The organism is Pyxidicoccus xibeiensis (assembly GCF_024198175.1).
Classification (GTDB): Bacteria; Myxococcota; Myxococcia; order Myxococcales; family Myxococcaceae; genus Myxococcus; species Myxococcus xibeiensis.
This window is the reverse complement of record NZ_JAJVKV010000003.1, coordinates 66,955-78,742: the sequence shown is the minus strand read 5'-3', so window position 1 is coordinate 78,742 and position 11,788 is coordinate 66,955. Positions and strand designations below refer to the sequence as shown.

Sequence of the window (11,788 nt, the reverse complement as noted above, 5' to 3'; positions counted from 1 at the left end):
TGTCACGTGATGACACACCCGTGTCAGCCTTCGGGGTGGGACTCAGGAGGAAGGGACACATGCACTGCCCGGACGTCGAGACCTGGAGGGCCTGGCGCATGGGGACGCTGCCCCCGGAGCAGCAGCGGGAGCTCGCGGCGCACCGGGAGACGTGTGAGCGATGCCGCAGCCACACCTCCTCCGGGAGCCCGACGGTGACGGATGCGTCGGAGGCGTCAGCCCCGTCGGCCACGCCGGTGTCGCCCCGCCCGTTGATGCGGGGCTCGAGCGTGGGGCGCTACGTGGTGCTGGAGCCGGTGGGCTCGGGTGGGATGGGCGTGGTGTACGCGGCGTATGACCCGAAGCTCGACCGCAAGGTGGCGCTCAAGCTGGTGCGCACGGACGTGGAGGGCCGGGGCACCGGGCCCGCATGGCAGCAGCGCCTGCTCGAGGAGGCGCAGGCACTGGCGCGCATCTCCCACCCGCACGTCGTCTCCGTGCACGACACCGGCGGCTACCAGGACCAGGTGTTCCTGGCGATGGAGCTCGTGGAGGGAGGCACTCTGCGCGACTGGCTGAAGGCGGCCCCGCGTGCGTGGCGCGACACGCTCCAGGTGCTGCTCCAGGCGGGGCGGGGGCTGGCGGCCGCGCACGCCTCGGGGCTGGTGCACCGGGACTTCAAGCCCGACAACGTCCTGATGGGCACGGATGGGCGGGTGCGGGTGACGGACTTCGGCCTCGCCCTGCGGGAGGCGGAGCCCGAAGCACGGGGCCCCCGCCGGAGCGGGGTGGCGGGCACGCGCGGCTATCAGGCCCCGGAGGTGCTGGCCGGGGCGCCGGCCGACGCGCGCTCCGACCAGTTCGCCTTCTGTGTGTCGCTGCACGAGGCCCTCTTCGGGCGCCGGCCCTTCGACGAGGGCTTCGGCGAGCCGCTTCCCCCTCCCAGGGACGTGCGGGTCCCCGCGGGAGTCCGCCGCGCGTTGCTGCGCGGGCTCGCCCTGGAGTCCCAGGCGCGCCACCCCTCCATGGACGCGCTGCTCCAGGCGCTGGAAGCGGAGCTGGGAGTCGCGCGCACGCGCTGGCTCGCCGTGGCCGGCGTCGCGCTGGCCGTGCTCGCCGGGGGCGGCCTCTTCTCCTACGTGAGCGGGCGCGAGCAGCGTGCGTGCGCCGAGGCCGCGAGCCTGGAGGGCCTGTGGGACGGGGCCCGCCAGGCCGAGGCCGCCCGGGCCTTCGCCGCGCTCTCCACGCCCTTCGCGGCGGATGCCTGGACACGCGTGAAGCCGCTGTTGAACGCGTACTCCAGCGCCTGGTCGTCGCAGACGCGGGACAACTGCGAGGCCACGCGCGTGCGGGCCGAGCAGCCCGAGGAGCGCTACCGCCAGAGAAGCCTCTGCCTGGAGCGGCGGCGCGACGAGCTGCGCGCCCTGGGGGACTTGTTCGGGCAGGCAGACGAGGAGGTGGCCCGCATGGCGGTGCAGTCCGTGCGCACGCTCATCCCCGTCACGCAGTGTGGCCCGGGCGAAGCCGGTCTCCTCGACGAGGAGGCAGCCGCGCCCTCTGCCCTGCGTGCGCAGGTGGCGCGGGCCCGGGTGCTGCGCAGCGCGGGCCGGTACGCCCAGGGCGCGGAGCTGGCGCGGGAGGCCGCCGAGCGCGCACCGCCCGGCTCCGCGTTGCAGGCGGAGGCCCTGCTGTGGCTCGGCACGCTGAAGGGGCTGGCAGGGGACTTGCGGGAAGCCGAGAAGCGCCTTCACGAGGCCCTGCTGGCGGCGGAGCGCTCCCGGCAGCGCGAGCTGGTGGCCATGGCGTGGATACAGCTCGTCAACACGGTGGGCGTCCAGCAGGGCCGCGTCGAGGACGGCCAGCGCCACGCGAGCCATGCCGAGGCGGTGGTGGCCTCGCTCGACAGGCCGGCCCGGCTGGAGCAGGCGCTGTCGATGCACGTGGGCAACCTCTTCTGGCGCGCGGGGAAGCCGGCGGAGGCCGTCCGACACCTGCGGCGCGCCCTGGAGCTGCAGGAGCAGGAGCTGGGCTCCGAGCACGTGGACGTGGCCCTGACGCTCCACACCCTGTCCGGCGTCCTGCGGGGGCAGGCCCGCTTCGCCGAGGCGCGCGACGTGTCCCAGCGGGGGCTTGATTTGCGCAAGAAGCTGCTGGGGCCGGAGCACCCGGACGTGGCCGCCTCGCTGCACATGCTGGGCACGCTGGCCCGTGAGATGGATGACCTGCCCAATGCGCTCGCGCTGCAGCAGCAGTCCCTGTCCCTGCGCGAGCGGGTGCTGGGGCCGGAGCATCCGGACGTGGCCGCCTCCGCCAACCACCTGGCGATTGCCCTGACGGAGATGGGGCGCCTGGAGGAGTCCCGGCCGTACCTGCAGCGGGCCCTGGCCATCCGCGAGAAGGCGCTGGGGCCGGAGCACGCGGAGGTGGGGCTCACGCTCAACGGGCTGGGCGTGCTCGCCTTCCTGCGCCACCAGAACGAGGACGCGCTGCGCTTCTTCGAGCGCTCCCTGGTCATCAAGGAGAAGGCGCTGGGGAAGGAGCATCCGAGCGTCGCGTTCGCCACCTGCAACATCGGCATCGTGCTCCACCGGCTCGGGCGGCAGAAGGAGGCCTGGGAGTGGCACCAGCGCGCGCTGGCGGTGCGGCTGAAGACCTACGGCGAGCGGCATGACGACGTGGCCTACTCGCTCACGGAGATGGGGGAGGTGCTGCGGGCCCTGGGCCGGCTGGACGAGGCGTGGGCCCATCACGAGCGCGCCCTGCGCATCTACCGCGAGCTGGGAAGAGACCACGTCTCCAGCGCGAGCGGCCCGCTGAAGGGAATGGCGGAGGTGCACCTGGCGCGCGGGCAGGGCGCCGAGGCGGCAACGCTCTTCGCGCAGGCGTTGAAGCTGCTGGAGTCCGTCCCGACGTCTCCCGTGGACCTGGCGGAGACGCGCTTCGCGCTGGCCCGCGCCCTGATGGTGCAGGGCCGGCGTGAGGAGGCGCTCACCGGGGCCCGCCGGGCCCGCACGGAGCTGGAGGCCACGGGAGAGGCCGGCCAGCATTCACTCGGGGAGGTGCGCCAGTGGCTGACGCGGCATGAGCCGCGCGCCGCGACAGCGGGCCGGAGGCCGTAAGACCGGCTTGATACACAGGGAATACATGTTTCACAGCAGGCGTCGTTCATCAGGGAACAAGGAATGAGCCCGCACGACGCAACCCGACTCCCTCCGCGGGCGATACTGCGGATGGACCCCCACCTCCACGGCCGAGTCATGTCATCCCGGATCCATCAGCCGAGCCGTCCCTCCACCTCCAGTTCGTCCTCCACCCCGGCCGCGAAGGAGCCGCGTGCGAAGGACCCGCAGGCGCCCGCGAAGGCCGCCACCGCCACGCCCCCGCGCGCGCCGGTGAAGGACTTCTTCGACGATGTCCGCCAGCAGCGCAGCGCCGAGCTGCAGCGTCAGAAGCCCTCGCCGGCGGATCGGGGCCCCGCTGCACGGGCGCTGCCCCAGGCGGAAGCCCGCCGCCCCCTCCCGACGGCGCGGACCGGGCTCACGGCACCGGCCCAGCCCTCCAGCCGCCCCGGCATGGGCGCGGTTCCCTATGACGGAGGCACCACCTTCCGGGTGTGGGCACCGAATGCCCAGCGCGTGCAGGTGGCGGGCGACTTCAGCAACTGGCAGCCGGTGGAGCTGCAGCGCGAGCCGAGCGGCAACTTCTCGCTCGACGTCGCCGGTGCCCACCATGGCCAGCAGTACCAGTACGTCGTCCAGGGCAAGTACGGCGACTGGCGCTGGAAGGGGGACCCGCGCGCCAACGACGTCACCAACTCCACGGGCAACTCGGTCATCGTCGACCACAAGGCCTACCAGTGGAAGCACGACTGGGAGTTCCAGATGCCGCCGTGGAACGAGGCGGTCGTCTACGAGATGCACGTGGGCACCTTCAACGACTCGCCCGGCTGGGGCCCCGGCAACTGGCAGAGCGCCATCGACAAGCTGGACCACCTGAAGGACCTGGGCATCAACGTCGTCGAGCTGATGCCCTCGGCCGAGTTCGCCGCCGACTTCAGCTGGGGCTACAACCCCGCCTTCCTCAACGCGCCCGAGAGCGCCTACGGCAGCCCGGATGACCTGAAGCGCTTCGTCGACGAGGCGCACAAGCGCGGCATCGGCGTGGTGATGGACGTCGTCTACAACCACCTGGGCCCGAGCGACGTGCCGCACTGGGACTTCGACGGCGAGACGTACGGCAAGGGCGGCAGCTACTTCTACACGGACTCGCGCGCCAGCACGCCCTGGGGCGACACCCGTCCGGACTACGGCCGCCACGAGGTGCGCGACTACCTGCGCGACAACGCGATGATGTGGCTGCGCGACTACCACATGGACGGCCTGCGGCTGGACGCCACCAAGGAGATCCGCAACGCGAATGGCGAGGTCAACCCGCAGGGCTGGCAGCTCCTCAAGGAAATCAACGACGCGGTGAACCGCGAGTTCCCCCAGAAGCTCATCATCGCCGAGGACCTGGGGAACGAGCCGGGCGTCACCCATCCGCAGGGCGCGGGCTTCGACAGCCAGTGGGACAGCAACTTCGTGCACCCGGTGCGCGCCGCCCTCACCGCCTTCTCCGACAGCGAGCGGGACATGGACGCGGTCGCCCGGGCCATCGGCTTCAAGTACAACGGCCAGGCCACCCAGCGCGTCATCTACACGGAGAGCCACGACGAGGTGGCCAATGGCAAGCAGCGCCTGCCCAGTGAGGTGGGCGGCTGGGACGCGGGCGGCTACCACGCCAAGAAGCGCTCGCTCATCGGCGCGGCGCTCACCATGACGAGCCCCGGCATCCCCATGCTCTTCCAGGGGCAGGAGTTCCTCGAGGACGGCCACTTCCAGGACGGCGACCCGCTCGACTGGCAGAAGAAGCAGACCTTCGCCGGCATCAACCAGGCCTATGGCGACCTCATCAAGCTGCGGCGCAACTGGAACGACAACACCGCGGGCCTGCGTGGGGAGAACGTCAACGTCCACCACGTGAACAACAACGACAAGGTCGTCGCCTTCCACCGCTGGGACAAGGGCGGGCCGGGGGACGACACCATCGTCGTCGTCAACTTCGGTGGGAAGCAGCTCTCCAACTACGAGCTGGGCCTGCCCTCGGACGGCACCTGGAAGGTGCGCTTCAACAGCGACTGGCAGGGCTACTCCGGCGACTTCGGCAACGCGAAGAGCTTCGACGTGGGCGGCCGCTGGAGCGGCAAGGACGGCCTGCCCGCGAGCGGGACGCTCAGCGAGCTCGGTCCCTACAGCGTGGTCGTCCTCTCGCGCGACAAGTAGTCCGGCCCGGCCCGGTCCGCCAGGCGTGTGGGCTTCACACGCGCCTGGCGCCGGAGGCCTCGCCCGCGTCCTCGCGTGCCAGTTGCTGGCACGTCTCCGCCGTGGCCTCGTCCTCCGGGAAGCAGCACTCGATGTGCAGCTCGTCGATGGTGACGTCCCTCGGTGTCCCGAAGGTCGTCAGGGTGGAGAAGAAGCGCAGCTCCCGGCCGTCCCGGCGGAACACCGTCGTCAGCAGCGGTGAGGACGTGGCCCCCAGCTCGCGCGTGCGCCAGCGGGTGGGCACGCCGGGATAGGCGAGCACCTCGTCGAGCAGGGCGCGGGCGGTGTCATCCGTGGGGGCCGCCGCCACCGCGTTGTGGAGGTGGCGGATGAGGTCCCCGGCCACCTCCTCCCAGTTCGCCAGGGCCGGCCGCAGGTCCTTCGGGTCGAAGAGCTGCCGCAGCATGTTCCCGTGGGCGCTGGCCCTGCCGCCCAGGAGGAAGCGGTTGACCCGGGCCGCGGCGCCGTTGGCCATCAGCACGTCCCAGTGCCGGTTGAGGAGGAACGCTGGATAGGGCTCCTGGTGGGCGAGGGTGGCCTCGATGGCGCGGCGGACCTGCGCCAGCTGCGGGGTGCCCAGCCCCGTCTCCGGGTACTTCGGCGCATACCCCGCGGCCACGAGCAGCGCATTGCGCTCGCGCAGCGGCACTTCGAGCGCATCGGCGAGCCGCGCAATCAGCTCGCGGCTGGGCTGCGCCTTTCCTGTCTCGACGCAGCTGAGGTGGCGGGCCGACAGCCCCGCCGTCAGCGCCAGGTCGAGCTGGCTCAGGCGCCGCGTCGCGCGCCATTCCCGGAGCAGCTCTCCCACGTGCGCGGCGGCAGCAGCGGGACGCGGCGAGCGGGAGGCGGAGGAGTCCATCCCCGGCATGATACGGCCTCGCGACATGGGCGCTATGACCTCGGAGGTCATGAAGTCATGACTCCCGAGGTCGTAGCTTCCAGGCCCTCACGCGTCCATGAATGCCGCCCATCGAACGGGTGAACCCTTCCAGGGAGGCAGCATGCGTCGCAGGGAGTTCATGGAGTTGACGGCCGGTGCGCTGATGGCTGGCGCGCTCGCCGGGTGCACGTCCCGCGTGGCGGGCGGCGGCACGTCACCGCGAGGCGCGGGCACTGTCAGCCCGCTGGATGCCGCGGCCTTCCGTGCGGAGCGAAGGTTCGCCCGGACGGACTTCGGCAGAATCGCCTACGTCGAGCGGGGCGCCGGGGACGCCGCGCTCTTCCTGCATGGCTTCCCCCTCAACAGCTTCCAGTGGCGGGGCGCGCTGGAGCGCCTGTCCCCCCACCGCCGGTGCGTCGCGCCCGACTTCCTAAGCATGGGCTACACGGAGGTCGCCGACGGGCAGAGCGTCGCGCCCGACGCCCAGGTGGCCATGCTCGTGGCGCTGCTGGACACCCTCTCGATACGGACGGTCGACCTGGTCGCGAACGACAGCGGTGGCGCGGTTGCCCAGCTCCTGGTCACCCGGCATCCCGAGCGCGTCCGCACGCTGCTGCTGACGAACTGCGACGAGGAGCACGACAGCCCTCCGCCCGCGCTGATGCCCGTCATCGAGCTGGCGAAGGCCGGGAAGTGGGTGGACGAGTGGCTCGTGCCCTGGCGTGCGGACAAGGCCCTCGCGCGCTCGGCGCAGGGCATCGGAGGGATGTGCTACGCGGACCCGGCGCATCCGACCGACGAGGCCATCGAGTATTACTTCGCACCGCTGGTGGGCTCGCCCCGCGGCAAGGCCCTGGCGCATGCCTATGCCGCCGCGCTCGAGCGCAATCCGCTGGAGGGCATCGCTCCGGCGCTCGCGCGCTGCAAGGTGCCGGCGCGGATTGTCTGGGGCACGGGGGATACCCTCTTCTCGCCGGACAGCCCTGGCTACCTCGACCGGGCCTTCGGGAACTCGCGCGGCGTGCGGCGGCTGGAGGGCAGCAAGCTGTTCTGGCCGGAGGAGCGTCCGGACGTCATCGCCGAGGAGGCGCGACGGCTGTGGGGCGTGGGTTAGGGCCGCCGTGGCGCCCTCGCTTGCCTGCCCGGGCGCCGTGCGGGGGCGCCGGGGCCCTCCCACGGCGCCTGGGTGAGCCCTACCCTCGCGCATGGCCCCCACGCACGTCACCTCGCGCTTCCTGGAGCTGCCCTCCCTGCGCCTGCACCTGTTGGAAGCGGGGCCCTCGCGCGGCCCGCTCGTCCTGCTGCTGCACGGCTTCCCCGAGCTCGCGGAGAGCTGGCGCGAGGTGATGACCGTGCTGGCCTCCGCGGGGCTGCGCTGCGTGGCGCCCGACCTGCGCGGCTACGGCGGCTCGGACATTCCGGACGACGGCTATGACCTGGACACCCTCACCGACGACGTGGTGCGGCTCGCCGAGCGCCTGCGCCCGGGTGAGCGCGTGCACGTGGTGGGGCATGACTGGGGTGGCGTCATCGCCTATCACCTGGCGATGCACCACCCGGAGCGGGTGGACCGGCTCGCGGTGGTGAACGCGCCGCACCCCGCGGTGATGTCGCGGCGCGTCTGGCGGCCGGACCAACTCCTGCGCAGCAGCTACGTGGGCTTCTTCCAACTGCCCTGGCTGCCCGAGCGCCTGCTCACCTCGCGCGGGGGGCGGTGGGTGCCGCACGCCATCCGCGCCGCCATGGTGCATCCGGAGCGCGTGCCGCCGGAGAAGCTCGCTCCCTACGCGGCCAACTTCGCGAGGCCGGCGGCTGCTCGCGCCGCGCTCGCCTACTACCGCTGCGCCGTGCGTGGCCGGCTCGCCCCGCGTGCCCTGAAGCGCATCTTCTCCCCGCCTCCGCCCATCCGCGCTCCCTTCCGCCTGGTCTGGGCGGAGCGCGACATCGCGCTGGGTCGCCACCTCGCGCGCGGCCTGGAGCGCTATTTCCTGGGGCCGTGCGAGGTGCGCTACCTGCCCGACGTGGGCCACTTCGCGCCGCTGGAGGCGCCCGAGGCCGTCGCGGCGCTGCTGCTCGAGCACCTCGCGCCGGAGCGTGCCGCGCAGTCGGCGGTCCCCGCCTCCCACGCCGGAGCGTCCACCACGCCAGGTGCGTCGCCGACGCCGTAGGCCCGGAGCGTCCTCACGCGGATGGCGCGGAGGGCCAACGCATTGCGGCGTTTGATGAGTGACACTTGTGTCGGCGTTGCTTTGGCGGCGACAGAGCCTGTTCTTCTCTACTGCCGCACTCCTCGCGCGCGGGAAGGGTTCCCTCGCGTGCTGGAGAGCTCACGCAGTCCTCACACCAGGAGCACCCAATGAAGATCAAGACCAAGCTTCGTGGCGGTCCCCGCAGCTGCACCGTCTACATCGACGAGGCGGGCTGAGTCGAAGCAGCGTTGGCGGGCGGAGCATCGCCCGCCAACGGCTGTGCCCGGCCGACAGGCCGTCCGGGCGTGCCAGCATCGAGCGGGAGCGGCTCCCCGTCAGGCCGCAGCCGCCGTCGACCCCGCGAGCGACTCCAGCTCCTCGACGGCGAGGTCGCTCGCGCGCTCCAGCCGCAGCACCCGGTCCGCGAGCACCCGCACCGCATGGCCGCGCGCGGCGAGGCGGCGGACGATGCCGAGCTGCGGCGGCACGTTGCCTCCGGCGTCCATCATCACGAACAGGAAACGCCTCATGTCCCCTCCTTCACGAGCGCTGCCACCGGGTCCTGGATGAGCCGCTCCGTCTCGGCGCGGGAGAGCGCCAGGTCGATGCGGAACAGCTTCCACTGGTAGAAGTCGTCCGCCGCGAAGAGTCGCAGCACGCGCCGCTCCCGCTCGGCCCCGCGTCGTGGCAGCAGCGGGGCGAAGGCTTCCTCGACCCAGGCGCGGTGCATCGCACGCGCTCCCACGAGCAGCTCGCGAAGGACGGGAATCCGGTGCTCCTGGCGCAGCATCCGCCAGTTCATCAGGCCCATCTCCTCATAGCTGCCGACGAGGTTGCGCACGGCCTCCGCGACGTCCCCCGGCGTCGTCACCGCGCGCGCTCGCGCGATTCGCGGCCCCATCACCTCCGCGACCTCGCTCACCAGCCCCTCCTTCGAGGAGAAGCGGCGCAGCACCGTCTGGAGCGTCACCTCCGCGCGGTCGGCCACTGCCTGCAGCGTCACGTCCTCGTAGTCCTGGGTGAGGAACAACTCGGAAGCCGCGGCAAGGATGCGACGGCCCGTCTCGGCCGCGGCGTCCGCCCGCGCGGTCATCCGATAGGGGCGCGTCGCTTTCATGTGATAACGACTGATGTGAAATTGGGACGCACGTCGAGTGCACCCTCGAGGCCCACCAGGTCGAGGGCCTCGGGCTTCTCCGCGCGGAACGCCGCCCGTGGTGTGTGGGCGCGTTCCGGGCATCTCTCGCCGGGAGCGTACCCTCCACGACCTGCCCGGCGTCCTGCGCGAGCACGTTGCCGTTCCCGTCGAGCGCGGTAGGGTGGGGTCCTCCGCTGTCGAGCGCAAGGAGCCGCACCGTGCCCAAGGGTCAAGAGAAGGCGAAGAAGGACAACAAGCCGAAGCTGACGACGAAGGAGAAGCAGAAGAAGAAGAAGGAGAAGGAAGAGAAGAAGAAGTAGGCCGGACGTACAGGCCCGGAGGCCGGAGGCTCGATGCGCGCCTGCCGGACCTCAGCGGGGGCGCTGGAGGAGGGTCGTTGCCTCCTGCTCCCCGACGGCTGGCGCGGCTCGCGGTCCGACGAGCCGCGTGGCCTCCGGGTCTCCGCTGGGAGGCGCGGGCAGCTGCCGTGTGAGCAGCGCCTCCACTTCGGTGGGCGTGGGGTCGCCGAGCTCCGAGAGGGCCCGCTCGCGCAGCCAGCGCTCCTCGAAGTTCTCCCTCAGCCAGCGGGCGAGGTCGACCGCCGGAAGGGTGTGCCGGATGGGCTCCAGCGCGCGCTGGAAGGCCCAGGCGTCCGTGAAGCGTTGCTCCGGCAGCGGGCGGAGCGCGACGTCGACCACGTCCCGGAGCATGCGATACGCGGCGGGCGCGTCGGGGCGCTCCAGGTCCGGCAGCCGGGGCGCCCCCGAGGAAGCACCGGGGAGGCCGCCGAACAGCAGCTCGTGGAGGACGCAGCCGAAGGCGAAGAGGTCGCCGGACGCGGTGGCCGCGGCACCCTCGCGGCGCTCGGGCGGCATGTACGCGAGCTTCCCGATGATGCCGCCGACCTCCGTGAGCCGCGTCACCGAGGGCACCGTCACCGTCGCCGAGACGCGCTCCTGCTCCTCGCTGGAGCCATGGGCGATGCCGAAGTCGACAATCTTCACCACGCCGTCGAACGACACGACGAGGTTGTCCGCGCTGATGTCGCGATGAACCACGCCGCGCTCGTGTGCGTAGGCCAGCCCACGCAGCGCCTGCTGACAGATTTCGACGACGACCTCGAGCGGCAGCGTGCCGCCCTTCCGGCCGCGCCGGACGAGCTCGAGCACATTCACGCCGCTCAGGTACTCCATGACGATGAACCACCCGCCGTCCACCTGCCCGAGGTCATAGACGGACACGATGTGCGGATGGTGGAGGCGCGCGGCGGTGCGGGCCTCTCCGATGAAGCGGTGGAGCCGCACGGCGGGGTCCTCGCCGCCGCCCTCGTCCAGCATCCGCTTGAGGACGACGAGCCGATGGAACCCCGCGCGGCCCGTCCTCACCGCGAGCCACACCTCGCCCATGCCTCCGCGCCCGAGCCGGACGAGCCGGCGGTAGCGGTGGATGCCCGTCCCCAGGTCCGCGCCCCGCAGCGAGCGCGCGGTGAGGATGGCGAGCGCGGTGGAGGCGAGCAGGAGGAATGGAATCCCCACGAGCGCGAAGAGCGGAGGCCCCGTGCTCCAGCCGACGTCGATGGCGAGCTCCCGGCCCAGGAGCGCGAGCGCGCAGAGCGACGCGACGAACACGGCCGCCGCCATCGCTCCCCGGCGCTTCAGCAGCCGCGTCGACTCGAATGCCCACGTGCCGGCCACGCACGTGGCCAGCAGCCAGAACAGCGGGAGGCTCAGGCCCGTCGCGCGGACGAGCTCCTCCGAGGTCATCCCGCTCACCGGCAGCGTGAGCACGGCCCTGGAGACGTCGACCACCCGCACCACGCCGAGCGAGAGGGTGACGCCCAGCATCACCCGCCGCCAGGGCGTGAGCGGCACGTCCAGCAGCGACCACGCGACGCGCAGGAGGGGGTAGGGGAGGAGGACTGACGTGAGGGCGCCGAAGAGCAGCCAGGGCCGCGTGTCGGCGAACACCGCGCTGGCCTCGCGGCTGGTGAGCCCCGAGGTGATGCTGAGCACCGCGAACGCCAGGAAGCTCGACGCCAGCCAGAGCTGGACGCGCTGGGAGCGCACCGCGGCCCAGGTCGCGAAGTGCACCAGCGCGAGCACGAGACACGCTCCGGCGAGCGCCAGGTGCAGCATCGTGTAGGGCGTCACGAGGTGGGAGCGTAGTCGAGCGCTCCGCTTTTCGCGAATGGCGGCGAAAGCAGGGTAACGGTGAGCGCCATGGCCGCGCGCTCCCGTTCGAC

General features: G+C 72.1%; 8 protein-coding genes. 4 read left to right on the top strand and 4 right to left on the bottom strand.

The features are described from left to right. The first annotated feature begins 59 nt into the window (after window positions 1-59). Together LXT23_RS13015 and LXT23_RS13010 are read left to right on the top strand one after the other, a co-directional pair. Window positions 60-3,098 carry a serine/threonine-protein kinase gene (locus LXT23_RS13015; protein WP_253980488.1) on the top strand — a complete coding sequence of 1,013 codons (3,039 nt, stop codon included), beginning with the start codon at window positions 60-62 and terminating at the stop codon, window positions 3,096-3,098. Window positions 3,099-3,236: 138 nt separating this feature from the next. Then, window positions 3,237-5,300, top strand: a complete 2,064-nt coding sequence (locus LXT23_RS13010; RefSeq protein WP_253980487.1) for an alpha-amylase family glycosyl hydrolase — start codon at window positions 3,237-3,239, stop codon at window positions 5,298-5,300. Between the two features lie 34 nt (window positions 5,301-5,334). On the opposite strand, the gene LXT23_RS13005 is transcribed toward LXT23_RS13010, so the two are convergent. Beyond that, window positions 5,335-6,249, bottom strand: a complete 915-nt coding sequence (locus LXT23_RS13005; RefSeq protein ID WP_253980486.1) for a helix-turn-helix domain-containing protein — start codon at window positions 6,247-6,249, stop codon at window positions 5,335-5,337. Window positions 6,250-6,340: 91 nt separating this feature from the next. Between LXT23_RS13005 and LXT23_RS13000 the strand changes: the two genes are divergently transcribed. Both LXT23_RS13000 and LXT23_RS12995 read left to right on the top strand, forming a co-directional pair. Continuing rightward, complete coding sequence (locus tag LXT23_RS13000; RefSeq protein ID WP_253980485.1) at window positions 6,341-7,333, top strand: alpha/beta fold hydrolase; 993 nt, start codon at window positions 6,341-6,343, stop codon at window positions 7,331-7,333. Window positions 7,334-7,424: 91 nt separating this feature from the next. After that, complete coding sequence (locus LXT23_RS12995; RefSeq protein WP_253980484.1) at window positions 7,425-8,387, top strand: alpha/beta fold hydrolase; 963 nt, start codon at window positions 7,425-7,427, stop codon at window positions 8,385-8,387. A gap of 356 nt (window positions 8,388-8,743) precedes the next feature. On the opposite strand, the gene LXT23_RS12990 is transcribed toward LXT23_RS12995, so the two are convergent. The 3 genes from LXT23_RS12990 to LXT23_RS12980 all read right to left on the bottom strand — a co-directional run bounded on the left by LXT23_RS12990 (window position 8,744) and on the right by LXT23_RS12980 (window position 11,696). Then, complete coding sequence (locus LXT23_RS12990) at window positions 8,744-8,938, bottom strand: hypothetical protein (RefSeq protein WP_253980483.1); 195 nt, start codon at window positions 8,936-8,938, stop codon at window positions 8,744-8,746. Further along, window positions 8,935-9,525: a TetR/AcrR family transcriptional regulator gene (locus LXT23_RS12985; RefSeq protein WP_253980482.1), complete on the bottom strand. Its 591-nt coding sequence runs from the start codon at window positions 9,523-9,525 to the stop codon at window positions 8,935-8,937. The genes LXT23_RS12990 and LXT23_RS12985 overlap by 4 nt, the downstream gene beginning before the upstream one ends. A gap of 392 nt (window positions 9,526-9,917) precedes the next feature. Further along, entirely contained in the window at window positions 9,918-11,696 is a 1,779-nt protein-coding gene (locus LXT23_RS12980) for a serine/threonine-protein kinase (RefSeq protein ID WP_253980481.1), read from the bottom strand. Window positions 11,697-11,788 lie beyond the last annotated feature (92 nt).